At 59.8% G+C, this 23314-nt stretch carries 23 protein-coding genes; 10 read left to right on the top strand and 13 right to left on the bottom strand.

What is annotated here, in order from left to right; translation table 11 throughout:
* Nucleotides 1–7 precede the first annotated feature (7 nt).
* The 6 genes from lepA (at nt 8) to pdxJ (ending at nt 5987) form a co-directional block, all read left to right on the top strand.
* Entirely contained in the window at nt 8–1801 is a 1794-nt protein-coding gene (lepA, locus tag I6L40_RS19070) for a translation elongation factor 4 (protein WP_033112792.1), read from the top strand.
* A gap of 3 nt (nt 1802–1804) precedes the next feature.
* A complete protein-coding gene (lepB, locus tag I6L40_RS19065) occupies nt 1805–2728 on the top strand; it encodes a signal peptidase I (RefSeq protein ID WP_033112793.1) in 924 nt (307 codons plus the stop codon).
* The gene (gene rnc / locus I6L40_RS19060; protein WP_033112794.1) at nt 2729–3400 is read left to right on the top strand and encodes a ribonuclease III; all 672 of its coding nucleotides are present in this window, start codon (nt 2729–2731) and stop codon (nt 3398–3400) included.
* A complete protein-coding gene (gene era / locus I6L40_RS19055; RefSeq protein WP_033112795.1) occupies nt 3397–4296 on the top strand; it encodes a GTPase Era in 900 nt (299 codons plus the stop codon). Before rnc ends, era begins: the two co-directional genes overlap by 4 nt.
* A 158-nt stretch (nt 4297–4454) precedes the next feature.
* Nucleotides 4455–5165, top strand: a complete 711-nt coding sequence (gene recO, locus I6L40_RS19050) for a DNA repair protein RecO (RefSeq protein ID WP_005335391.1) — start codon at nt 4455–4457, stop codon at nt 5163–5165.
* An 84-nt stretch (nt 5166–5249) separates the two neighbouring features.
* Nucleotides 5250–5987 (top strand): pyridoxine 5'-phosphate synthase, encoded by a 738-nt coding sequence (pdxJ, locus tag I6L40_RS19045; protein ID WP_005335389.1) that lies wholly within the window; start codon nt 5250–5252, stop codon nt 5985–5987.
* A gap of 97 nt (nt 5988–6084) precedes the next feature.
* Here pdxJ and I6L40_RS19040 read toward each other — a convergent pair whose 3' ends face one another.
* The 10 genes from I6L40_RS19040 to kbaZ form a co-directional block, all read right to left on the bottom strand.
* Nucleotides 6085–7329: a MalY/PatB family protein gene (locus I6L40_RS19040; RefSeq protein ID WP_216994714.1), complete on the bottom strand. Its 1245-nt coding sequence runs from the start codon at nt 7327–7329 to the stop codon at nt 6085–6087.
* Nucleotides 7316–8785: a maltose/glucose-specific PTS transporter subunit IIBC gene (malX, locus tag I6L40_RS19035; protein ID WP_254204059.1), complete on the bottom strand. Its 1470-nt coding sequence runs from the start codon at nt 8783–8785 to the stop codon at nt 7316–7318. Before malX ends, I6L40_RS19040 begins: the two co-directional genes overlap by 14 nt.
* A gap of 104 nt (nt 8786–8889) precedes the next feature.
* The gene (locus tag I6L40_RS19030; RefSeq protein WP_041210622.1) at nt 8890–9744 is read right to left on the bottom strand and encodes a tagatose bisphosphate family class II aldolase; all 855 of its coding nucleotides are present in this window, start codon (nt 9742–9744) and stop codon (nt 8890–8892) included.
* On the bottom strand, nt 9735–10934 hold the full coding sequence (nagA, locus tag I6L40_RS19025; RefSeq protein WP_216994713.1) for an N-acetylglucosamine-6-phosphate deacetylase: 1200 nt from the start codon (nt 10932–10934) through the stop codon (nt 9735–9737). Before nagA ends, I6L40_RS19030 begins: the two co-directional genes overlap by 10 nt.
* Nucleotides 10934–11374 (bottom strand): PTS galactosamine/N-acetylgalactosamine transporter subunit IIA, encoded by a 441-nt coding sequence (agaF, locus tag I6L40_RS19020; RefSeq protein WP_201972847.1) that lies wholly within the window; start codon nt 11372–11374, stop codon nt 10934–10936. Before agaF ends, nagA begins: the two co-directional genes overlap by 1 nt.
* 48 nt (nt 11375–11422) lie before the next feature.
* Entirely contained in the window at nt 11423–12301 is an 879-nt protein-coding gene (gene agaE / locus I6L40_RS19015) for a PTS N-acetylgalactosamine transporter subunit IID (RefSeq protein WP_005354370.1), read from the bottom strand.
* On the bottom strand, nt 12291–13064 hold the full coding sequence (agaW, locus tag I6L40_RS19010; protein ID WP_005354369.1) for a PTS N-acetylgalactosamine transporter subunit IIC: 774 nt from the start codon (nt 13062–13064) through the stop codon (nt 12291–12293). Before agaW ends, agaE begins: the two co-directional genes overlap by 11 nt.
* Nucleotides 13065–13079: 15 nt before the next feature.
* Nucleotides 13080–13553, bottom strand: a complete 474-nt coding sequence (gene agaV / locus I6L40_RS19005; RefSeq protein WP_159157552.1) for a PTS N-acetylgalactosamine transporter subunit IIB — start codon at nt 13551–13553, stop codon at nt 13080–13082.
* Nucleotides 13553–14722: an SIS domain-containing protein gene (locus I6L40_RS19000; protein ID WP_216994712.1), complete on the bottom strand. Its 1170-nt coding sequence runs from the start codon at nt 14720–14722 to the stop codon at nt 13553–13555. The genes agaV and I6L40_RS19000 overlap by 1 nt, the downstream gene beginning before the upstream one ends.
* Nucleotides 14723–14734: 12 nt before the next feature.
* Entirely contained in the window at nt 14735–16048 is a 1314-nt protein-coding gene (kbaZ, locus tag I6L40_RS18995) for a tagatose-bisphosphate aldolase subunit KbaZ (RefSeq protein WP_216994711.1), read from the bottom strand.
* Nucleotides 16049–16322: 274 nt separating this feature from the next.
* Between kbaZ and I6L40_RS18990 the strand changes: the two genes are divergently transcribed.
* Nucleotides 16323–17183 (top strand): DeoR family transcriptional regulator, encoded by an 861-nt coding sequence (locus I6L40_RS18990; RefSeq protein ID WP_104016662.1) that lies wholly within the window; start codon nt 16323–16325, stop codon nt 17181–17183.
* 47 nt (nt 17184–17230) lie between these two features.
* On the top strand, nt 17231–17986 hold the full coding sequence (gene cysQ, locus I6L40_RS18985) for a 3'(2'),5'-bisphosphate nucleotidase CysQ (RefSeq protein WP_216994710.1): 756 nt from the start codon (nt 17231–17233) through the stop codon (nt 17984–17986).
* A gap of 78 nt (nt 17987–18064) precedes the next feature.
* On the opposite strand, the gene I6L40_RS18980 is transcribed toward cysQ, so the two are convergent.
* The 3 genes from I6L40_RS18980 to I6L40_RS18970 all read right to left on the bottom strand — a co-directional run bounded on the left by I6L40_RS18980 (nt 18065) and on the right by I6L40_RS18970 (nt 20551).
* Nucleotides 18065–18361, bottom strand: a complete 297-nt coding sequence (locus tag I6L40_RS18980) for a YciI family protein (RefSeq protein ID WP_033112808.1) — start codon at nt 18359–18361, stop codon at nt 18065–18067.
* 24 nt (nt 18362–18385) lie between these two features.
* Nucleotides 18386–18937 (bottom strand): septation protein A, encoded by a 552-nt coding sequence (locus I6L40_RS18975; protein ID WP_041210614.1) that lies wholly within the window; start codon nt 18935–18937, stop codon nt 18386–18388.
* Between the two features lie 90 nt (nt 18938–19027).
* Complete coding sequence (locus I6L40_RS18970; protein WP_216994709.1) at nt 19028–20551, bottom strand: aminotransferase class V-fold PLP-dependent enzyme; 1524 nt, start codon at nt 20549–20551, stop codon at nt 19028–19030.
* Nucleotides 20552–20725: 174 nt separating this feature from the next.
* Between I6L40_RS18970 and I6L40_RS18965 the strand changes: the two genes are divergently transcribed.
* Together I6L40_RS18965 and I6L40_RS18960 are read left to right on the top strand one after the other, a co-directional pair.
* On the top strand, nt 20726–21361 hold the full coding sequence (locus I6L40_RS18965; protein ID WP_071914770.1) for a hemolysin III family protein: 636 nt from the start codon (nt 20726–20728) through the stop codon (nt 21359–21361).
* Nucleotides 21362–21478: 117 nt separating this feature from the next.
* Complete coding sequence (locus tag I6L40_RS18960) at nt 21479–23140, top strand: putative transporter (RefSeq protein ID WP_071914768.1); 1662 nt, start codon at nt 21479–21481, stop codon at nt 23138–23140.
* The last annotated feature ends 174 nt before the right edge of the window (nt 23141–23314 follow it).

Genomic DNA, 23314 nt, shown 5'->3' with positions numbered 1-23314 from the left:
TTGCTCGATGAAACACATTCGTAACTTTTCGATTATTGCGCACATCGACCACGGTAAATCGACCCTGTCGGACCGTCTGATCCAGACTTGCGGTGGCTTGTCCGACCGCGAGATGCAGGCTCAGGTGCTTGACTCCATGGATCTGGAGCGCGAGCGCGGCATTACCATCAAGGCGCAGAGTGTGACCCTGAACTACCAGGCACAAGACGGTAACACCTACCAGCTGAACTTTATCGACACCCCGGGCCACGTGGATTTCTCCTACGAGGTCTCCCGCTCTTTGGCGGCCTGTGAAGGGGCGCTGCTGGTGGTAGATGCCGGCCAGGGGGTTGAGGCACAGACTCTGGCCAACTGCTACACCGCCATGGAGATGGATCTGGAAGTGGTGCCGGTACTGAACAAGATCGACCTGCCAGCCGCAGAACCCGAGCGGGTTGCCGAGGAGATCGAAGACATCGTCGGTATCGACGCGGTCGATGCGGTGCGCTGCTCTGCCAAGACCGGCCTCGGTGTCGATCTGGTACTGGAAGAGATCGTGGCCAAGATCCCGGCACCGGAAGGTGATCCGGACGCGCCGCTGCAGGCATTGATCATCGACTCCTGGTTCGACTCCTATCTGGGCGTCGTCTCTCTGGTGCGGATAAAGAACGGTTCCCTGAAGAAGAACGACAAGATCAAGGTGATGAGCACCGGTCAGGTGTGGGGTGTCGATCGTATCGGTATCTTCACGCCCAAGCAGGTGGACACCGACGGGCTGGGTTGCGGCGAGGTAGGTTGGGTTGTCTGCGGTATCAAGGACATCCACGGCGCGCCGGTGGGCGATACCCTGACTCAGGCCAAAAACGGTGCCGACAAGGCGCTGGCCGGTTTCAAGAAGGTGAAACCGCAGGTGTATGCGGGTCTGTTCCCCATCTCCAGCGATGACTACGAGTCGTTCCGTGACGCCCTCGACAAGCTCTCCCTGAACGATGCCTCCCTGTTCTTCGAACCGGAGAGCTCCACAGCGCTGGGCTTCGGCTTCCGTTGCGGCTTCCTCGGTATGCTGCACATGGAGATCATTCAGGAGCGTCTGGAGCGTGAATACGATCTGGATCTGATCACCACGGCGCCGACCGTAGTGTACGAGATCGAGCTGACCGACGGCTCCACCATCCACATCGACAGCCCGGCCCAGATGCCTGCCATCACCAGCATCAAGGAGATGCGCGAGCCGATCGCCGAGTGTCACATCCTGCTGCCGCAGGAGTACATGGGCAACGTGATCACCCTCTGTATCGAGAAGCGTGGCGTGCAGACCAACATGGTCTATCACGGCAAGCAGGTGGCGCTGACCTATGAAATCCCGATGGCGGAAGTGGTGCTCGACTTCTTCGACCGCCTGAAGTCAACCAGCCGCGGCTACGCCTCGCTGGACTACGGCTTCAAGCGTTTCGAAACCTCCGACATGGTGCGTCTGGACATCATGATCAACGGCGAGCGGGTCGACGCGCTCGCCATCATCACCCACAAGGACAACGCCCAGTATCGCGGTCGTCAGGTGGTGGAGAAGATGCGCGAGCTGATCCCGCGTCAGATGTTTGATATCGCGATTCAGGCTGCCATCGGCAACCAGATCATCGCGCGCAGCACCGTCAAGGCACTGCGCAAGGACGTAACTGCCAAGTGTTACGGTGGTGACGTGAGTCGTAAGAAGAAGCTGCTGAACAAGCAGAAAGAAGGTAAGAAGCGGATGAAGTCCCTCGGCCGTGTCGACGTGCCGCAGGAAGCCTTCCTCGCGATTCTCCACGTCGGAAAGGATTAATAGATGGCAAGCACGTTTTCCCTGATCCTGGTGGTGGTCTGTGCGATCACCGGTGTTATCTGGTGTCTGGACAAGATGATCTGGTCCAAACAGCGAGCCGCCAAAATTGCCGTGGCCCGTGCCCATGGCGGCGCTCATCTGGATGACAAAACCCTGGCCAAGGTGGCCCCCGTCCCGGTCTGGATTGAACAGACCGCCGGGGTCTTCCCGGTCATCACCTTTGTGCTGATCCTGCGTTCGTTCATCTTTGAACCGTTCCAGATCCCGTCAGGCTCCATGATGCCCACTCTGCTGGTGGGCGATTTCATCCTGGTGGAGAAGTTTGCCTATGGTCTGCGGGACCCGGTGACCAACACCAAGTTCCTCGAGACCGGTGAGCCCAAGCGCGGCGATGTGGTGGTGTTCAAATACCCGCTCGAACCGCGGGTGGACTACATCAAGCGGGTGGTCGGCATGCCGGGGGATCGGGTTATCTATCGCAACAAGGAGCTGATGATCCGGCCCAAGTGCGAGGAGCAGGAGGGGAAAACGTGCCCGGGCTTCCAGAAGCTCGATGTCAAGTTTGAACAAAGAGGCGAATTTACCCAGATGGGGATCCCCCTTGACCGCTATACCGAGCAGCTGGGCGATGTCTCCCATGAGACCCTGCGCAACCCGCTGATGCCCGATATGGTTGGCCGTTACTATCGCCAGCCCGGCACCTATCCTGATGAGTGGGTAGTACCGGAGGGGCAATATTTCGTGATGGGCGACAACCGTGACAACAGTACCGACAGCCGTTTCTGGGGCTTTGTGCCCGAGCAGAATCTGGTCGGCAAGGCGGTCGCTATCTGGATAAGTTTTGAATTCGAGCGCGAAGAGGGCTCCCTGCTGCCAAGCTGGGTACCGACAGGGGTGCGCTTCAACCGCATTGGCGGAATCAAGTAAATGAATATCAAGATGAACAGACTGCAGTCCCGTCTCGGACACGTCTTTCAGGATCTGGAACTGCTGACCCGGGCGCTGACTCACCGCAGCGCCGGTTCCCGTCACAACGAGCGACTGGAGTTTTTGGGTGACTCGATTTTGAGTCTGGTGATTGCCGACGATCTCTTCCACCGCTTCCCGCAAGCGGCGGAAGGGGATCTCAGCCGGATGCGCGCCACTCTGGTACGCGAAAAGACCCTGGCCGAGCTGGGCCGCGAGTTTGACCTCGGGGATCACCTGATCCTGGGGCCGGGCGAGCTGAAAAGCGGCGGTTTTCGCCGTGAATCTATCCTGGCCGATACGGTCGAGGCGGTGATTGGCGCCGTCTATCTGGACAGTGATCTCGAGACCGTACGCACTCTGCTGCTGGGCTGGTACACCAGCCGTCTGGAGGAGATCAAGCCGGGCATCGAACAGAAGGATCCCAAGACCCGTCTGCAAGAAATTCTGCAGGGAAGCCGCAAATCCCTGCCGACCTATACAGTGACCAACGTCAAGGGCGAAGCCCACAACCAGGAGTTCACCGTCCAGTGTGACGTGGAAGGTCTGGATGGTCCGATCAAAGGGGTCGGCACCAGCCGCCGCAAGGCCGAACAGGCCGCGGCGCAGCAAGCATTGGAAAAACTGTCATGACAGATACAACCTACTGCGGCTTTGTCGCCATCGTGGGCCGCCCCAACGTGGGCAAGTCCACCCTGCTCAACAAGCTGCTTGGCCAGAAGGTCAGCATCACCTCGAAAAAACCCCAGACCACCCGTCACCGGATCCTGGGGATCGACACCGAGGATAACTACCAGACCATCTATGTCGATACCCCGGGTCTGCACATTGAAGAGAAACGGGCCATCAACCGCCTGATGAACCGCGCCGCCACCAGTTCGCTGGGCGACGTGGCCATGGTGGTATTCATGGTGGACGGCACCCACTGGACCAAAGATGACGAGATGGTGCTGGGCAAGTTGCGCAATCTCAAATGCCCGGTGGTGCTGGCGGTCAACAAGATCGACAACGTCAAGGAGAAGGAGGAGCTGCTTCCCCACCTCGAGTGGCTGGGCCAGCAGATGAACTTCGCCCATATCCTGCCCATCAGTGCCCAGAAGGGCACCAACGTGGAGAAGATCCGCGAGTGGGCCAAGCCGTTGCTGCCGGAAAACGTCCACTTCTTCCCGGAAGACTACGTGACCGATCGCTCCTCCCGTTTCATGGCCTCCGAGATCATCCGCGAGAAGCTGATGCGCTTCACCGGTGAAGAGCTACCCTACTCGGTGACGGTGGAGATCGAGCGCTTCAAGGTGGAAGAGAGCGGTATCTATCACATCCACGGTCTCATTCTGGTCGAGCGCGATGGCCAGAAGAAGATGGTCATCGGCAACAAGGGCGAGAAGATCAAGACCATCGGTACCGAAGCGCGCCTCGATATGGAACGGCTGTTCCAGAACAAGGTGCACCTCGAGCTGTGGGTCAAGGTCAAGTCAGGCTGGGCCGATGACGAGCGCGCCCTGCGCAGTCTCGGTTACGGCGATGATTAAGAACCTGTGCACGCGCTTACTGCGAGGCCATGATCAAGGCTCATGCGCTGCTCGGAATCCTCATGTATTCACATACACTCCGGTTCCTGCGCTGCTTTTTACCTTGCTGACGGCCTCTCGTGACAGTGCGTGGACAGGTTTTGAGAGGTAATGGCGGATTGCTGACCCCGGCTTTCGTCATCCATAGCCGGCCCTATCGGGAGACCAGCCAGCTGGTCGAGGTATTCACCCAGGATAGTGGCCGCTTTACCTTGGTGGCTCGCGGTTCTCGCGGGCCACGCTCCCCTCTCAAGGGGCTGCTGCAACCCTTTACCCTGCTCACCATCGCCTGGCGCGGCAAGGGGGATCTCAAGAACCTCACCCAGGTCGAATGTCCCGACCACTCCCTGCGACTCGGTGGCGATCGCCTCTTCTACGGCCTCTATCTCAACGAGCTGGTCTACTACCTGCTGGAAGCGCACACCCCGTTCCCCGAGGTGTTCGATGCCTATGCCCGTGCCATCATGGCGCTGGCTGACGGCGAGACGCCTGAGCTGCCGCTGCGTCGCTTCGAGTTCCTGCTGCTGCAGGCGCTGGGTTATGCGGTGGATTTCGAATACACGGCGGACGACGAGTCGCCCATCGAGCCGACCCTGCTCTATGGCTTCGAGCGTGAATTGGGCTTTGTTGCTTGCGAGCGGGCGCCGGATCCCCGTACCCTGTTTCTCGGTGCCCACCTGCTCGCCTTTGCCGAGGGACGTTTCGATACCCCTCCCTTGCTGCAGGCGGCCAAACGTTTCAGCCGATTGGCCTTGCAACCCTATCTGGGCAAGCGCCAGCTAAAGAGCCGGGAGCTGTTTTTAAAACGCAAAGCCAGCATGCAAGGCTGACACAGATTACAGACATACGGATATTGGCGCGGGGGGATTCGCTGACCGCGCAGTCAACAGATGAAGCCTTTCAAGGAGTTCTCAATGAGTGAAATCTATCTGGGTGTGAACATCGACCATATCGCCACCCTGCGCAACGCCCGGGGCACCCAGTATCCGGATCCGGTACAGGCCGCCTTCGTGGCCGAGCAGGCCGGGGCCGATGGCATTACCGTGCATCTGCGTGAAGATCGCCGCCACATCACCGATCGCGACGTGGAGATCCTGCGCCAGACCATCCAGACCAGAATGAATCTTGAGATGGCGGTGACCGAAGAGATGATCGGCATCGCCTGCCGCATCAAGCCTCACTTCGTCTGTCTGGTGCCGGAGAAGCGCACCGAGGTGACCACCGAGGGCGGTCTGGACGTGGCCGGTCAGCTGGACAAGGTGACTGATGCCGTTGCCCGTCTCTCCGCGGTGGGGGCGCAGGTTTCGCTCTTTATCGATGCCGATCCCATTCAGATTGATGCGGCTGCCGAGAGTGGTGCTCCCTTTATTGAGATCCACACTGGCCGTTACGCCGATGCCACCACAGATGCCGAGCGCAACGCCGAGTTCAAGCGCATCGCCGCCGGTGCCTCCTATGCCGCTGGCAAGGGGCTCAAGGTCAATGCCGGCCACGGTCTGCACTACCACAACGTCAAGGCCATCGCCGCCATCCCCGAGCTCTATGAGCTCAACATCGGCCACGCCATCATCGGCCGCGCCGCCTTCGACGGTCTGGCCAAGGCCGTGAGCGATATGCGCCTGCTGATGCAGGAAGCCCGTCAGGGGATCTGATGGTTCGGGTACTGGCAACGCACAGTGGCCATATGAAACAAAAGGGACGCCATGGCGTCCCTTTTGTTGTTTCTGCCGATGGGAATATCGACAGCCGTCAGGCCTGCTGCTGTGCCCATTTTCCCAGACGCTGCAGCGCCTCACCGAGCAGCTGGCGGGAGGTGCCTATGTTGATCCGCACATACTCTTCGCCATCGCTGACGTAGTGGGAGCCATCTTCGATGATGACCCCCGCTTCGACTGCCCACCTGCGGGTCACCTCGCTTGCGCTCATTCCGCTCCCTTTGGTATTGACCCAGACCAGATAGGAGGCATCCATCGGCATGACTTGAAAGTCGGGCAGGTTCTCCCTGAAGTAGCACGCCAGCAGGGCGTAGTTTTCTCTCAGATAGAGATTCAAGTCGGCCAGCCATTCATCGCACTCGTTATAGGCGGTGATAATTCCCCAGAGCCCGAATACGTTGGGAGAGGTGATGGAGTTCTGCTCAAGGCGAGCTCTGAACCGACTTCTGATCTGCGGATTTGGAATGATGCTGTAGGAGGTTTTCAATCCGCCCAGATTGAATGCCTTGTTGGGCGAGCTCATCAGCATCATGTTGTTGCAGTAACGCTCCTCCAGCGCCAGAAAGGAGACGAACTCGCCATGGATGATGTGCTCGGCATGCACTTCATCGACCATCATCAACACATGATGGCGCAGGCAGATGTCGGCAACGACTTCCAGCTCGCTCTGACTCCAGATCCTGCCCGACGGGTTGTGGGGCGAGCAGAGAAAATAGATTTTGGGCTTGTGGCCAATGATCTGCTCCTCCAGCTTCGCCAGATCGATCCGGTATCGCCCCTTGCTCAGGGCTAACGGGTTGGCTACAACCTTGACCCCCTGCCTTTCGGCCGCCTTGGCAAAGGGATCATAGACAGGGGTGTTCATGATGATGCTGTCACCCGGCTGGCAGAATGCCTGCACCGTGTAGTGCAGGGTAGAGACGGTGCCATAGGAGAGGGTGATCCACTCCCGCTCCACCGCGACCTTGTGGTGGCGGGTCTGGAAGTTGATGACCGCCTCGTAGAAATCATCGATGCAGTGGGTGTAGCTGAAGGTGCCCCAGCTGATGATTTCGCTGAACTTGCGAGCCACAGCCGGCGGTGATTTGAAATCCATATCGGCAATCCACATGGGAATGCTGTCGGCGGGAACGGGGCCAAAGCGGCTCTCGATCACTTTCATATCCCACTTGCGGCATTTGTCGCTGATGCGATCTGCCAGCTCGTCGAAACGGGAGGGTTGCAAGTCGGCAGAGGTGGGGGGGAGGCGCAGGGCCTCCCGATCTTTACAGGAGAGCATCGAGATTATCCTTCACGGTTTGAACCTGAGCGCCAATGATGACCTGCACGCTGTGCTCGTCGATCTTGACGACGGAGAGGGCGCCAGCCTGTTTCAGGATCTTCTCCTGCAGCTTGCCCATATCGTGTACCACCAGTCTCAGCCGTGTGACGCAGTTGTCCAGGCTGACGATATTCTCCTTGCCACCGAGGGCACTCAGGATCACGGCCGGGTCGTGTTTCGCAATCTGGATATCATCAACCTCATCCCTGCCGGGGGTCTTGATGTCATATTTCTTGATGTACCAGTAGAAGACGGTGAAATAGATGGCAGACCAGATAAGGCCAATGGGAATTATCAGATACCACTTGGTTTGCCAGCCCTGCATGATGCCGAAAATAAGCAGGTCGAGTGCACTGCCATCGGTATTGCCGATGGTGACGCCACACATGGCCACCACAAAGAGCGCGGCGCCGGTCATAAAGACATGGAACAGATAGAGTACCGGTGCGACAAACAGAAACAGGAATTCGATGGGTTCGGAAATACCGGTCACGATAGAGACCAGTACCCCGGAGATAATCAGGCTCTTGATTCTGGTTCGATTGCTGGGCGTGGCTGCCATATACATGGCCAACGCTGCAGCAGGCAGGCCGAATATAAAGGTCGGCATAAACCCTTGAGACAGGAAGGCGGTTGCTGCCGGGCTGATGGGTTCACCCGCTTTCAACTGGGCGAAGAAGATATTGAGAGCGCCGGAAATGGTTTCGCCATTGACCAGCTCGGTACCGCCTGCCGGGGTAAAGCGCACCATGGCCAGCATGATGTGGTGCAAACCGAGCGGTTTGAGCAGGTTAATGGCCACTCCGTAGAGGAAGGCACCAAAAGAGCCGGCAGAGATGATCATGTTGCCGACCGCAGTAATACCGAGCGCCACATAGTGCCAGAAGAGCGGCATGGCGAGACCTATCAGCGACATGACCAGCACGGTGATGATGGGCACGGAGCGCAATCCGCTGAAGAACGAGAAGGCGTCGTGCAGTTTGAGGTTATAGAAACGGCGATGGATGAAGTAGGTCACGATCCCCGACACTATGCCACCCAGCACCCCCATGGAGAGGGTCTGAACCCCCATCACCATGGCTTGCCCCGCCAGTTTGATATTTTCCGGCGAAGCCAGTTGATTGGTACTGGCAAGATAGAAGTTGATCCCGATATTCATCGCCATATAGCCGACGAAACCGGAATAGGCCGCGACACCCTTGTTCTTTTCGGTCAATCCCATCGGAATTCCGATGGCAAACATGATGGGCAGATAGGTAAAGCCGAAGCTGCCTACGGTTGCCACCAGATTGAAGATGAGCTGGGTATATTCCCCACCAAGAAAAGGAAAATTATCTATGGTGGAGGGGCTGGTTATGGATGATCCCACCCCCAGCAGTAATCCCATGAATGCCATCAGAGAGACGGGAAACATAAATGTTTTCCCCAAACTCTGGGCAAATTCCCATACCTTATTTCGCAAGGATGCGCGAGCCATCATTATTATCTCCCAGACCTGTTACCGTAATTTTATTGTTATCAAATCTTGTTATTGCTCATGCACATACGGATTTTCGCCTCGACTACTTCCTCCATGGCGGCCATGGCGGGCACCAGATACTGGCGCGGGTCGCTGGCATCCGGATGAGAGCCAAGGAAGGCTTTCATCGCATCGGCGAAGGCTATCTTCAGTTCGGTCGCAACGTTGACCTTGCAGATCCCGAGCTCAATGCAGCGGCGCACATCGGCTTCCGGTACGCCGGAGGCACCGTGCAGTACCAGCGGAATATCCACCTGCTCGCGAATGGCGGCGAGGCGGGCGAAGTCCAGACGGGGCTCCTCCTTGTAGAGGCCGTGAGCGGTACCGATGGCCACCGCCAGCGAGTCGATGCCGGTGCGGCGGACAAACTCGGCTGCCTTGAGCGGGTCGGTAAATTTGGCATGAGCGGCATCGACGATGAGGTCATCTTCCTGACCGCCCAGCTGGCCCAGCTCCGCTTCGACGCTGGCGCCCATGCGGTGGCAGAAGGTCACCACGCTGCGCACCTTCTCGATGTTCTCTTCAAACGGAAAGTGCGAGGCATCGATCATGGCGGAGCGAATACCCGCTTCGACCTTGTTGTGGATGTCTTGCTCGTCTTCGTGGTGATCCAGATGCAGCACCAGCGGGATACGGTACTCATGGGCGGCGGCCTGACAGATGGAGACCAGATACTCGACTCCGGCATGGCGATAGGTGCCCGGGGTGCCAGCCAAAATCACCGGAGAGCGCATGCGAGCGGCGGTGCGAGCCACCACCTGCACGGTTTCCAGGTTGTGGATGTTGAAAGCCGGTACGGCGTAGCCGCGGCGCTGGGCATCTTTGAGCATTTCATGGGAAGAGATCAGATACATAGTGACTCCTGAGCGTCCTGATTGACGCGAGATCCTGAGAAAAGGGAGGAGAGCTGGGTCGGGTTTATCTCCCTGCCAGCCACCCAGATGTGTTGTTGATTGAGTTCAGTGGTTAGAGCGAGCAGGTTGGCCTGTTTGCCAACTGCCAGTGAACCGAGGCGATTGGCAATGCCGAGCATCTTTGCTGGTGCCAGCGAGGCCATTGCGATGGCTTCATCGAGCGGTACGTTCGCCAGCTGCACCATGTTGCGTACGGCGCCAAGCAGGGTGAGGGTGCTGCCCGCCAGACCGCCAGAGTCGGTGCGTACCACGCCGTTTTTCATCTCGACCCGATAGTTGCCAAGTAGATAGTGACCGTCGGGCATACCGGCGGCGCGCATCGCATCGGTGACCAAGAGCAGGCGCTGGCCGGCGCAGCAGTGACAGAGCTTGAGCACGCTCGGGTGGAGATGATGGCCATCGGCGATCAGCTCCAGCCAGGCTGCGGGATGGACAAGGCCCGCACCGACCATGCCGGGTTCGCGGTGGTGCAGGCCGCGCATGCCGTTAAAGCAGTGCACCAGCCCGGAGGCGCCCGCTGCCAGCGCCGCCATGGTGGTGTCGTGATCCGCCGCCGAGTGGCCCAGCATCACCCGTATGCCGTTTGCGGCAAGATGGTGAATGGCCGCGATGGCATTCGGCTTTTCCGGTGCCAGTGCGACCACCTTCAGGCTGCCACGCGCCAGCTGTTGCAGATGGTTCAGTTCGGCAATATCCAGCTCCCGAAACAGCGCCTGATCGTGGGCGCCCTTGTTGTCCGGCGTGAAGTAGGGGCCTTCCAGATAGCAGCCGAGCAGCTCGGCGCCCGGCATGCCGTGAGCAACGCCATCGGCAATGCGGGCAAGTGCTTGCTCTATCTCGGGGAGTGGGGCGGTGACCGTGGTGGCAAGAAAAGCGCCGACCCCTTCTGCCGCCTTGGCCATCGACAAGGTAGCCAAGGCATTGCCATCGCTATCCATGACATCGACACCGGCACCGCCGTGGACATGACCGTCGATCAGCGCGGGTACCAGCAGCTCGGCATCCCGCGCCGGATCGCCATCCGTGATGGGAGCGATGGCGGTGATGATGCCCCCTTCATGGGTGAGCTCCTGATGTTCCAGCCAACCCTGTTCGGTCAGCAGGCGACGGGCACGGATCCGTGAGACCATCAGATGCCCTCCTCGGCGAGAGCGACATCTGTCTGACGCTCTTTACCCATCTCATCCGCCAGCGAGGTGAGACCCCGGTGGCCGCAATCAAGGGCCTGCCGGCGGAATTCACGGGCGCTGAGGCCATCGCGCTCCAGCACCATCTCCAGCAGCAGCTGCAGGTTGGTACCGGTAATAACCTCCCGCTCTGGCTGGTGCAGTGAGAGGGTTGAGGCGACCCGAAACGGGGTGCCGCCGAGCAGGTCGGTCAGGAAAACCACGCCATCCCCCTTGTCGACCTCTGCCAGCGCCGCTTCGCACTGCGCCTGCAGCATGGCGGTGGTGGAGCTCTCGGGAAAGTCGATGGCGATAACCGCGTCCTGTTCGCCGAGGATCTGCAGCATGGCGCGCTCCAGACCGCTGGCGAAACCGCCATGACCACAAATGATGATGCCCAACATAGTCTGTTCCTTTACTGCAAAGGGGGCCGGCTGGCTGCCGGCTCCGGATTAGAGGAAACCGGCGAACTTGCCGACGATACCGAGTACCACCGTGATGACGATGAGGCGCAGCGGGCTCCAGCCTTTGCGGATCAGGGCGTACATCGCCAGGGTGTAGAGCAGCGGCAGGAAGGCGGGCATCAGCTTGTCGAGCACATCCGCCTGCAGTTTGACGACTGCATCACCGGCAGTGATCTCCAGCGTGGTGCCAAGACGCACATAGGTGGCGACCAGTGCGCCGATCACCGTCATACCGACGATGGATGCGGCATGGCCCACCTTGCGGGTGTTGGCCTTAATGACCGGAATGGCCGCTACCCCCATGCGGTAGGCGTAGTGCGCCAGACCAAAACGCAGGCCGAAGTGGACCACGTTGAACAGCAGGAAGAAGACCACGGCACCCATGATGGAGCCTTGCAGCGCCAGATCTGCCCCTATGCCGCCGCAGATGGGGAGCAGGGTGAGCCAGAACATTGCATCGCCGATCCCGCCGAGTGGTGCACCGACGGCAATCTTGGTGCTCTGGATGCTGTTGACGTTCTGCTTGGAGCGCTCCATCGCCAGCACGATCCCCATCACGAAGGTGACCAGGAAGGGGTGGGTGTTGAAGAAGCCCATGTGCCCTTTCATGGCCCGGGAGAGATCCCGCGGATTGGTGTGGATCTTCTGCAGTGCTGGCAGCAATCCATAGAGCCAGCCGGAGGCCTGCATCCGTTCATAGTTGAAGGAGGCCTGCAGCAGCAGGGATCGCCAGGCAAAGCGGTTGATATCCTGCTTGGTCAGCTCGGCGCCAAGCTGCTGATCTTCATAGGTGTCGTCGGATTGTGGCCGGGTATTGTGCGGTTCGGCGCTGGAGATGATCCGCGCAGCTGTGTTGTTAGATGCCATCTTCGGTTTCCTCCTGAACAGGACGAGCTTGCGGGGTGGTGGTGCGCATGAAGTCGATCAGGGCCATGGCCAGCGCGGCGGCGGCGATGGCCAGTACCGGCAACTGGAGCCAGGCGGCAGCGACGAAACCGAGGATGAAGTACGGGATATAGACGTTCTTCATCATGATCTTGAGCAGCACGGCAAAACCGATGGCGGGCATGATGCCGCCAGCAACGCCTAGGCCGTCGATGAGGCGGGCAGGCAGCACGTCGATGGCCGCCTTGGCATGTTCGGCCCCGAAGTAGGTGGGCAGGAAGGCACAGAGGAAGTAGAAAGTGCCCAACGCCAGCAGTGCCAGGTAGTTGACCCGCTCGATACCGCGCACGTCAGCCGCTTCGGCCATGCGATCGCAGCGGGACATGACCCCCGACATCACCGAGAAGAGGAAGGTGATCCCCATCTGCACGGCAACGGCGAAGGGAACGGCAACGCCGACCGCCACATCCGGTTTGACCCCGGTGGTGATGGCGAAGGTGGCGCCGACTATGGTGCCGATAATGACGTTGGGCGGTTGCGCCCCCGCCAGCGGGGCCAACCCCATCCAGACCAGCTCCAGAGTACCGCCCACCAGAATACCGGTGGGCAGGTCGCCGAGGATGAGGCCAACCAGCGGCCCCAGCACCACGGGACGGTGGAAGTGGGTCAGACCGTTGAACAGGTCGAGTCCGGCGAAAAACGCCAGGATGCCAAGCAGCAGACCTTGTAACAAACTGATTTCCATCACAATTGTCCTTAATCAGAGCAAATTGAAAATGTCCTGTGCCGGTTCGGTCGGCACGCCCTGGACATAGCACTCGACACGGGCGTCCCGCAGGGCGCGAAATGCGGTGATGTCCTGTTCGTCCACGGATACGGTCTTGTGGATTTGACGCTTGCCGTCGGCGTAATGCATGTTGCCGACGTTGATCCGGGAGATGGGGACACCTCCCTGAACCAGGGTGTTGAAATCGGTCGGGGTTTTGCAGACCAGCAGGATCTTCTGGCGATCTGCCGCCTTGTGGATGTTGTCGATCACCTTCTGGAGCGGCCAGAACCGCACTGCAATGCCTTCGGCCAGTACCATCTCCATCAGGTTCTGCTGGATGGGGTCCTCTGCCACTTCGTCGTTGGCGACCAGCACCAGATTGGCACCGGCAAAGCCGACCCACTGGACGCCGACCTGACCGTGGATCAGGCGCTCATCGATCCGGCTCAATACGATATTGGGCATCACAGCACTCCTTCTTGGTGGAACGGATAGATATTGACCCCCTGTACGACCCGGTTGACCTGACCGGTGGGGCAGGGATTGTCCGGGCTGATCCCCAGTTCCAGCGAGGTATGGAAGGCGTAGTACTGGGCATAGAGCAGGTAGCAGAAGGCGAGCTGGGCATCGTCGCCATGCAGGGGGTGGGGCAGGTAGATGTGCTCCCCCTCCTCGATGGCGGGATGGTGCTGGTCGGCGATGGCGACTACCCGGGCGGCCTTGCCATCGCTTCGCAGCTCGCGCAGCAGATCCAGATCGTATTGCCGGGTGTAAGGGTCGTTGGAGATGAGCAGCACGATGAGCGTCTGCTCGTTGACGACCGATTTCGGGCCGTGGCGAAAACCGGTGGGGGAGTCGAACATGGCGACCAGACGGCCGGCGGTCAGCTCCAGCAGCTTGAGTGCCGCCTCCTGCGCCACCCCTTGCAGACTGCCGCTGCCAAGATAGATGACCCGCTCGGGCAACGGCTCGTTCCAGGCCGGTACGCGCTGCACAACCTGCTCCAGAATGGCGTCACTGGTAGCGACCAGTTGCTCGCAGCGCTGGCGGTTGAACCGCTCTGGCAGGAAGAGAGCCAGACAGCTCAGCATCATGCTGGTCAGGCTGCTGGTCATGGCGAAGCTGCGATCATTGGTCTGGGGCGGCATCAGCAGGGCCAGAGAGTGGGCATCTTGCTGGCAGCGGCGATAGAGCGCCCCTTCACCGTTACAGGTCAGTACCAGATGGTGGCAGTGGCTGAGCAGCTGGCTGGCCAGTTCGACCGCCGCCACGCTCTCGGGGCTGTTGCCGGAGCGGGCAAAGGAGATAAGCAGGGTCGGGCAATCTTCGGCCAGATACTCGGCCGGGTCGGTGACGATATCCGTGGTGGCGATCGCCTCGACCCGGGCATGCAGGTGGGCCGAGAGATAGGGGGCGAGCGCCCGACCGGCAAAGGCGGAGGTGCCAGCCCCGGTCAGGATAATGCGCAGCTCTTGCCGGGCGAGCAGGGGGGCCAGAAAACGGGTCAATGCTGGACGGCACTCCTCGACCATGGTGAGGGTCTCGCGCCAGGTGGCGGGTTGCTGGCGAATTTCACGGGCAGTCGCCAGGCCATTGGCACTGCGCAACATCTCTTCTGGATAACCAAGGATCATGTCTGCAACTCCTTATACAACGGGGTCGAGCTGGGAATGGCGGCGAGAGGCCGCAGTGCAGGCGCTGGCGTAGTGCCGCAGCACCTCCTGCACCTGATCGAGAATGAGGTCATGGGGATTGGCCGAGAGCGTGCCCTGACGCACCTTGCGATACTGCAGGGGCAGATGCTGGCTCAGCAGTGGCAAGGGAATGGGCTCCGCCGCCAGATTGGCCAGCAATCTGGCGTAGCACTCATCGACCCGGCTATCGGGCCAGTAGTAGCGAATGCGATCCGAATAGCTGTAGCCACGGGCCAGCCGGCACTCGTTGGCACTGCCCTGATAGTGGCTGCGCCAGAAGTCGGGGCGCTCCAGCATGGTCTCTTCCATCACCTTGCGCAGACCTGAACAGGCCTTTGCAACCACCAGTTCCTCCTCGATGGCGGCAAGGGCAAACAGCGCTTCGCGCAGGGCGAAGGTGAGGGCGGGGCCGACTTTGAGAATGGCAAAGTGGTCGCGTACCAGCTGGCGGTAGGCCTCGGGAGTTTGGTAATCGGTGGAGTGAGCCTCGAACACCATGTGGGGATAGGCTTCGATCATCCGGCTAAGGGGAGCCGCTTTTTCGGGCCGGTAATCGATGACACGGGTATGGTCAAACTCGACACCGGGTTGCACCACCAGACCGATCACCCTCGGCCAGATATGGGCCAGCCCCGCCTTGTTGAAGGCCTGTTGATGGGCCTCGAGGGTATGGCGCGCCGCCTCCGGCGTGGTGACCGCCAGCTCGGCAAGATCTTCATGGGCACCGCCCGGCACCGGCACCTCGGTGCCAATCACATAGACCAGATCGCTCTCGCCAAAAGTGGCCAGGCAGGTTTGCTCGGCGATCTGCGCCAGTCGTGCCGCCCTTTCAGCGACCAGCTCGTCGGTCAGGGGAACGGGATCGCCCTGACAGGACATGCTGCAGTCGAGGTGGATCTTCTTGAACCCGGCCGCGACATAGCTGGCGATGAGATCTCCGGCATGGGCCATGGCCTGCTCGGCCGGTTCCCCCTGCCAGCGGTTGGGGCCCAGATGGTCGCCCCCCAGAATGAGGCGCTGCGCCGGAAAGTGACACTGTGCCGCCAGCTCGTAGAGGCGATCGCGAAAGTCAGCGGGGGTCATGCCGGTATAGCCGCCAAACTGATCCACCTGATTGGATGTGGCCTCGACCAGCAGCAGCTCATCCCCTTCGGCGGCCAGCCGCAGCGCGGCCTCCAGCACCAGCGGGTGAGCGGAGCAGACGGCGTAGATCCCGGTCTGTTCTCCCTGTTTATGTCTTTCGACCAGTGCCAGCATGGATTTCATTTTGATGTCCCTTGGTTGCTGCGTATGGAAATGTTCTTTCGATTTCTTTTCTTTACGGTAGTGGGGAGGAAAAGAAAACGAAACAAAAGAGTCGTCAGATCTTGAAAGGGATCACAAAAAGAAAGGTATCGAAAGACTTTGAATAGTGAGGAAAGATGATGAGAGTGGTGGTAAAGCGTAATGAAGGCTTGATTTGGCCCCTTCGCTGAGCGTTAATATGCAAACGTAACGAAGTGAAAGCGATCTTTCACTACAGCATTCCGGCAGAAGAACTATGCAAACAAGCGAAAAAGGTGCGCTCGGAACCAGCGAGCGGCGGGAGCGGATTATTCAGCAGCTGCGCAGCAATGGCAGCGTTCAGGTCAACGAGCTGGCGAGTCACTATCAGGTCTCTACCGTGACCATCCGCAACGATCTGGCCTTTCTGGAGAAGCAGGGGGTGGCCGTGCGCGCCTACGGCGGCGCCCTGTTGTGCGAGCCGGGCCAGACGGTGCCGGAGCGCACCATTGCCGACAAGAGTGTGCTCAATACTCCGGTGAAACAGCGGATCGGCGCGCTGGCGGCGACCCTGGTGCCCTCCGGTTGCCGCCTTATCCTCGATTCGGGGACGACAACCCTGGAGGTGGCGCGTCATCTGAAGGGACATCAGGAGATCCTGGTGATGACCAACGGCATGAACGTGGCGAATGAACTGCTCGAAGCAGAAGGGGTGGAGCTGTTGATGACGGGCGGACATCTGCGCCGCAAGTCGCTCTCCTTCTACGGTGCACAAGCGGAGCAGTCCCTGCAAAACTACCACTTTGACATGCTGTTTCTCGGGGTGGATGGCATCGATCTGGAGCGCGGCGTCAGCACCCATCATGAGGATGAGGCACGCCTCAACCGCTGCATGTGTCAGGTGGCCGAGCGGATTGTGGTGGTCACCGACTCCAGCAAGTTTGGCCGGCGCAGCCTGCACAAGATCATCGATACCCTGCGTATTCACACCCTGATCACCGACGATGCCGTGCCTGCCGATATTCTTTCCGGCCTGCGCAATGCCGGTATCGAAGTGCTGCTGGTACCGGCCGATGGCAGCACGGGACAGGAGAAGCGCGGGCAATATAATCCAGTGCAATCAGCTATAAGCGGTTGATGACAAACGCGATAGACTGGGTTTCTCACTCACTGATCGAGCCTGTTATGTACCACCCCGATATCACCGAACTTGAACCTGTCGCCCGCGCTGCGGGGGCGGCCATCATGGCCATCTACAGCCAGCCCTTCGCGGTGGAGTACAAGAGCGACGAGAGTCCGCTGACCGCGGCCGACAAGGGGGCTCATGAGGTGATCGTTCAGGCGTTGGCACGGCTGACTCCCGACATCCCTCTATTGTCCGAGGAGTCGGGGCCCGAGGTGATGGCGGCGCGCCACGGCTGGTCCCGTTACTGGCTGGTGGATCCCCTCGATGGCACCAAGGAGTTTGTCTCCCGCAACGGTGAGTTCACCGTCAATATCGCGCTGATTGAAGAGGGGGCGCCGCGCTGGGGGCTGGTCTATGCACCGGTGCTGGACAAGCTCTGGTACGGCGGCAAGGGCGCGGGGGCCTGGCGCATCGCCGATGGCAAGCGCGAGTCCATCCAGACCCGGCCTCATCGTGAAGGAGAGGCGTGGCGGGTGGTGGGCAGTCGCAACCACCTGTCGCAGGAGACCTTCGATTTCTTGGCTCCGTTTGGTGAAATCGAGCTGGTCTCCATGGGCAGTTCGCTCAAGTTCTGCATCATCGCCGAGGGGGGCGCCGAGCTCTATCCGCGCCTCGCCCCCACCTGCGAGTGGGATACCGGTGCGGCGCAGGCGGTGCTGGAGGGGGCGGGGGGCTGCGTCACCCAACTCGATGGTTCACCGCTGCGCTACAACAAGCCCGACATCCTCAACCCCTGGTTTGTCGCCAGGGCGTGAGGCTGATACCGGGATGCAAAAAGGCCGGACTGGAGTGAACTTCCAGTCCGGCCTTTTTATTTCGCTATGCGCTTCGGGTCAGAAGACCTTCTTGAACGGCTTGATGGTCACTTTGGCATAGACGCCTGCCGCCACATAGGGATCGGCATCGGCCCAGGCCTGGGCGTCCGCTTGCGAGGCAAACTCGGCGATGACAGTGCTGCCGGTAAAGCCGGCATCGGCCGGATCCTCGGCATCGATGGCCGGGTTGGGGCCGGCTGTCAGCAGCCGACCCTCATCCTGCAGGGCTTGCAGGCGAGCCAGATGGGCGGGGCGAACCTGCTTGCGCAGCGGCAGGCTGCCCTGAACATCTTCGGAGTAGATGAGATACCACATGAGACAATCCTTTTCTGATGAGGGTTATTTTTTCAGCTGTTCTTTCTGATCAGCCGGAATGTGGCGGTAGAGGTAGACACCGCTGAGCAGGGTAAAGACCAGCGTCATCCCCAGCAGGCCGAACACCTTGAAGTTGACCCACATCTCCTGCGGCAGGTTGAAGGCCACATAGAGATTGAGCAGGCCGCAGACGGCAAAGAAACCGGCCCAGCCGAGGTTGACCCGATCCCAGATGGCGTCGGGTGCCTGCAGCTCCTTGGCCAGCATCTGCTTGATCAGGTTCTTGCCAAAGCCATAGCGGCTGATGAGCAGCCCTAGCGCAAACAGGGCGTTGATGACGGTCACTTTCCACTTGATGAAGGTGTCATCGTGGAAGAACACGGTGAGACCGCCAAAGAAGCCGACCAGCAGGAAGGTAAAAAGCTGCATCTTCTCGACTTTGCGATAGCGGATCCAGCTGTAGGCGAGCTGCAGACCGGTGACCACCACCAGGGCGCCAGTGGCCATGTAGATGTCGTAGAACTTGTAGACCGCAAAGAAAACGATAAGTGGAATAAATTCAATAAATTGCTTCATTTCTGACGCCTAGTCCTCAAAGATGGCCTGCAAATTTTGCCCAGTCTACCTGCACGGTGGACAACGGCAAATGAATAAGACCGCTCATTTTTACGCCGGTTCCGCGCTGCCGCCAAACAGTTGGCGAGCAATGGTGATCCCCAGTCGCTGCTGATCGGCCAGCAGGTCGCGGATATGGCGCTCTTCAATCAGGGGGTTGAGCAGCACGGCGCGCAGCAGGGTGAGGGGTTGGGCACCGTAGCGCACCACGGCGCGCTGGGTACGGGAGACAAAGCTGTGCCCCTCGGCACGCTGGGCTTTTTGCAGCGCTACGTTGAAGGCGTTGATCTGCTCGTTGGCCGCTTTATCCAGCACCTTGCCCTGCAGATGGGGCGGGATGCAGCGATAGGAGAGCAGATTCATCACCGGAGCAGACATCAGCTCGAAGGCCGGATTACTGGTGATGAGCTCGGCCATCAGTCGGGCCCGGTCGTAGTTGGCCTCGATTAGGTTGGCATAGCCTTGCTGGCCGAACAACTGGAAGGCGGCATCCAGATAGAGGGCATTGGCCGGGCGGGTGCCCTCAAGCGTAAAGCGGCCCTGATCAAACGAGGTGGCACGAATGGCGTAGGGCGCCTCCCGTTTGACCGCCATCATCAGGTCGGGCTGGCGGCAGAGCAGCATGCCGGTACCGAGCGGCACCAGCAGCTGTTTGTGGCCATCCAGAGTTACGGTATCGGCGTGTTCGATCCCGGCCAGCAGGTTTTGATAGCGGGGGGAGAAGAGGGTTGGACCACCCCAGGCGGCATCCACGTGAAAGTGGATCTGCTCGCGTTTGGCGATGGCGGCCAGCTCCGGCAGGGGATCGATGGAGCCAAAGTCGGTGCTGCCCGCCACACCGACCAGCGCCAGTACTTTCAATTTCTGCTCTTTGCACTGGATCAGCGCCTGCTCCAGCGCGGCCAGACTGAGCCGGTTCTGCTCGTCGGTCTCGAGGCGCCAGACGCTGCGGGCGCCCAGCCCCAGCAGATCCATCCCCTTGTCGAAGGAGTAGTGCATCAGCTGGGAGCCGAGAATGACGGCGCCGCGATAGCCCTGCTCGTAGAGGGCGAACAGGTTGTCGCCGCAGGCGCGGTTGCGGGCCAGCCAGAGGGCGGTGACGTTGGCGATGGTGCCGCCGCTGGTCATGACGCCGAGGGCGGCATCCTTGGCATGCATCTGTTCGCCGTAGAAGGCATCGTCCATGCCGTAGATGAGGCGGTGCAGCTTGGCCAGCACCTCCCGCTCCAGAAAGCTGAGCAGACGGGAGGACTCCATCTTCATCGGATTCTGGTTGAGCATCACCACCAGACGGGAGAGCTCGGCAGTGAAGGCCGGCAATGGTGCCGTCATATGACCCATGTAGCGTGGCGAGGTGAGGTGAGAGGCGCCGGGTACCAGGGTAGCCAGCCGGGCGAGATAGGCCTCGGTCGAGCAGCCGCTGGCGGGCATGCGGGACTGGTCGAGCTGGTGGGTGAACAGGTCGCGCTGGTAGGGGGCCTGACTGTCGTCGGAGTGGTGGAAGGTCTCCAGCAAGGTGCTCATCGCCTCGCCAAAGGCGGGATCCGCTTGTGCAAACAGCTCAGTCAACTTCATCAGGTTCTCCAGACCAGGTCACCGGGGTAGGTGTCTATGCCGCTTCTGTCGGGCATCGGCGGCAGAGCATACACCAAAGGGGGGCGGGTGACAGCCACCCCATTTTTTAAGCGAACACTTGTACTCTGAAATGGCGCTGGGTAGAGTGTCGCCAATGATGACGGAGTGAATGTTATGAGTGGTGTGATGGATTACTCCCCCCGGGAAGAGCTGGCCAACCGGCTGAGCCACGGAGCGGGATTGTTGCTGGGTATTGCCGGGTTGGTGCTGCTGCTCATCAAGGGGTGGGGGCAGGGCACGCAAGCGCTGGTGAGCTACAGCCTCTATGGTGGCAGTCTGGTGCTGCTCTATCTCGCCTCGACCCTCTACCACAGCATGGCGGAGGGCAAGGCGCGACGTTGGTGCAAGGTGTTTGATCACTGCGCTATCTATCTGCTGATCGCCGGTACCTATACTCCCTTCCTGCTGGTGGCGCTCGATACGCCGCTGGCGCGCGGGCTGATGGTGGTGATCTGGGGGCTGGCGCTGGCCGGGGTGGTGTTCAAGCTGATATTCATCAACCGCTTCAAGAAGTTGTCGCTGTTTACTTATCTGATGCTGGGCTGGCTGTCGCTGGTGGTTATCTATCAGCTCTATATCCATCTGGCTGGTGAAGGGCTGCTGCTGCTCGCGGTGGGCGGGCTGGTCTACAGCCTCGGGGTGATCTTCTACGTGGCCAAGCGAATTCCCTACAACCACGCCATCTGGCATCTGTTTGTGCTGGGGGGCAGCATTTGTCACTTTATGGCCATTTATGGCTATGTCGTTTAATTAACCCTTAATTGGTATTTTTGCCGCACCAAAGGATAAATTCGTGCGTTATCACACAGTTGGCGGCATCGTTTGCTGACAAGCTAAGGACAGTTCAATTCGCAAAGGATGCACACAATGAGTGATATCGCGCTTTCCATCAGCATGTTGTCGCTGGTGGCAGTGCTGGGGCTCTGGCTGGGGAACTGGCGAGTCTATGGCGTCGGGTTGGGGATAGGAGGGGTGCTGTTCGGCGGCATCATAGTCGGCCACTTTGCCGGCCTCTCCGGTCTCGCACTGGATGAAAAAACCCTGCACTTCATTCAAGAGTTCGGTCTGATCCTGTTTGTCTACACCATCGGCATTCAGGTTGGTCCCGGCTTCTTCTCTTCTCTGCGCAGCTCCGGCCTCAAGCTCAACGGCTTTGCGGCCCTGCTGGTGCTGCTCGGTGGCGTGGTCGCTGCGGCCCTGCACCAGCTGTTCGATGTGCCGCTGCCGGTGATCCTCGGGGTCTTCTCCGGAGCAGTCACCAATACTCCTTCGCTCGGTGCGGGCCAGCAGATCCTGGGTGAACTGGGTGCAGCTCCCGGCTCCACCGGTCTGATGGGGATGGGCTATGCGGTTGCCTACCCGTTCGGTATCTGCGGCATTTTGCTCACCATGTGGCTGATCAGGGTCTTCTTTCGCATCAAGGTTGAGGAGGAAGCCGCCCAGTTCGAGCTGCAAACCGGCAAGACCAAGGAGAGCCTGCAGACCATCAACATCGCGGTGCGCAACCCCAATATGCATGGCCTGATGCTGAGCGAGATCCCGAGTCTTGACGAAGCCGATGTCATCTGTTCACGGCTCAAGCGCGGCGATGAGCTGATGGTGCCGCGTCCCGATTCGCGCATCGAGTTGGGCGACCTGCTCCACCTGGTGGGTGAGCGCCATGCGCTGCACAAGGTGCTGCTGGTGCTCGGGGAGGAGGTGGAGACCTCGCTCTCGACTCGTGGCACCGATCTGCGCGTCGAGCGGGTGGTAGTGACCAATGAACAGGTGTTGGGCAAGAAGATCCGCGATCTTGACATCAAACAGCGTTATGACGTGGTGATATCCCGCCTCAATCGGGCCGGTATCGAGCTGGTTCCGACCAGCCAGACCAGCCTGCAGTTTGGTGACATCCTCAACCTGGTGGGGCGCCTCGATGCTATCGAAGCGGTGACCAATGTGGTCGGCAACGTTCAGCAAAAGCTGCAGCAGGTGCAGATGCTGCCGGTCTTTATCGGGATCGGTCTTGGCGTGCTGCTTGGCTCCATCCCCTTCTATCTGCCGGGCTTCCCGGCCGCGCTCAAGCTCGGCCTGGCGGGTGGGCCGCTGGTGGTGGCGCTGATCCTGTCGCGGATCGGCAGCATCGGCAAGCTCTACTGGTTCATGCCGCCCAGTGCCAACCTGGCGCTGCGGGAGATCGGGATCGTGCTGTTTCTGGCGGTGGTCGGCTTCAAATCCGGTGCCGGCTTCGTCGATACCCTGATCCATGGCGATGGCCCCTCATGGATGCTCTACGGCGTCGCCATTACCCTTATTCCGTTGCTGGTGGTCGGGGTGCTGGCTCGCCTTTATGGCAAGATGAACTACCTCACCCTGTGTGGTTTGCTGGCCGGCTCCATGACCGATCCTCCCGCGCTGGCCTTTGCCAACGCCATGCATCCGACCAGCGGTGCCAGCGCCCTCTCCTATGCCACTGTCTACCCGCTGGTGATGTTCCTGCGGATCATCTCGCCGCAGCTCTTGGCCATCATCCTCTGGGCTGGCGCATAACTCTCTGAAATGGCAGGTGCATGGTTTGTCATGCTCCTGCCATATTTCTGTAATGTACTGATAAAATTGATTTTATTTTATATCCCTCCGTTAGCTCCGACCCTTCTGGCCGGCTGAACAGTTCAGCCCCAAATCAGTCTATTCTTTCGAATTTTCTCACTGGTTATTTCCACT

Source organism: Aeromonas sp. FDAARGOS 1410 (assembly GCF_019048745.1).
GTDB classification, from domain to species: domain Bacteria; phylum Pseudomonadota; class Gammaproteobacteria; order Enterobacterales; family Aeromonadaceae; genus Aeromonas; species Aeromonas jandaei.
Note: the sequence above shows the minus strand (reverse complement) of the source record. Positions and strands in the feature narration are given on the sequence as shown.

Coding starts and splice junctions, on each gene's coding strand:
- lepA (WP_033112792.1), top strand. CDS start 8: ATGAAACACATTCGTAACTTTTCGATTATTGCGCACATCGACCACGGT.
- lepB (WP_033112793.1), top strand. CDS start 1,805: ATGGCAAGCACGTTTTCCCTGATCCTGGTGGTGGTCTGTGCGATCACC.
- rnc (WP_033112794.1), top strand. CDS start 2,729: ATGAATATCAAGATGAACAGACTGCAGTCCCGTCTCGGACACGTCTTT.
- era (WP_033112795.1), top strand. CDS start 3,397: ATGACAGATACAACCTACTGCGGCTTTGTCGCCATCGTGGGCCGCCCC.
- pdxJ (WP_005335389.1), top strand. CDS start 5,250: ATGAGTGAAATCTATCTGGGTGTGAACATCGACCATATCGCCACCCTG.
- I6L40_RS19040 (WP_216994714.1), bottom strand. CDS start 7,329: ATGCTCTCCTGTAAAGATCGGGAGGCCCTGCGCCTCCCCCCCACCTCT.
- malX (WP_254204059.1), bottom strand. CDS start 8,785: ATGTTTCCCGTCTCTCTGATGGCATTCATGGGATTACTGCTGGGGGTG.
- I6L40_RS19030 (WP_041210622.1), bottom strand. CDS start 9,744: ATGTATCTGATCTCTTCCCATGAAATGCTCAAAGATGCCCAGCGCCGC.
- nagA (WP_216994713.1), bottom strand. CDS start 10,934: ATGGTCTCACGGATCCGTGCCCGTCGCCTGCTGACCGAACAGGGTTGG.
- agaF (WP_201972847.1), bottom strand. CDS start 11,374: ATGTTGGGCATCATCATTTGTGGTCATGGCGGTTTCGCCAGCGGTCTG.
- agaE (WP_005354370.1), bottom strand. CDS start 12,301: ATGGCATCTAACAACACAGCTGCGCGGATCATCTCCAGCGCCGAACCG.
- agaW (WP_005354369.1), bottom strand. CDS start 13,064: ATGGAAATCAGTTTGTTACAAGGTCTGCTGCTTGGCATCCTGGCGTTT.
- agaV (WP_159157552.1), bottom strand. CDS start 13,553: ATGCCCAATATCGTATTGAGCCGGATCGATGAGCGCCTGATCCACGGT.
- I6L40_RS19000 (WP_216994712.1), bottom strand. CDS start 14,722: ATGATCCTTGGTTATCCAGAAGAGATGTTGCGCAGTGCCAATGGCCTG.
- kbaZ (WP_216994711.1), bottom strand. CDS start 16,048: ATGAAATCCATGCTGGCACTGGTCGAAAGACATAAACAGGGAGAACAG.
- I6L40_RS18990 (WP_104016662.1), top strand. CDS start 16,323: ATGCAAACAAGCGAAAAAGGTGCGCTCGGAACCAGCGAGCGGCGGGAG.
- cysQ (WP_216994710.1), top strand. CDS start 17,231: ATGTACCACCCCGATATCACCGAACTTGAACCTGTCGCCCGCGCTGCG.
- I6L40_RS18980 (WP_033112808.1), bottom strand. CDS start 18,361: ATGTGGTATCTCATCTACTCCGAAGATGTTCAGGGCAGCCTGCCGCTG.
- I6L40_RS18975 (WP_041210614.1), bottom strand. CDS start 18,937: ATGAAGCAATTTATTGAATTTATTCCACTTATCGTTTTCTTTGCGGTC.
- I6L40_RS18970 (WP_216994709.1), bottom strand. CDS start 20,551: ATGAAGTTGACTGAGCTGTTTGCACAAGCGGATCCCGCCTTTGGCGAG.
- I6L40_RS18965 (WP_071914770.1), top strand. CDS start 20,726: ATGAGTGGTGTGATGGATTACTCCCCCCGGGAAGAGCTGGCCAACCGG.
- I6L40_RS18960 (WP_071914768.1), top strand. CDS start 21,479: ATGAGTGATATCGCGCTTTCCATCAGCATGTTGTCGCTGGTGGCAGTG.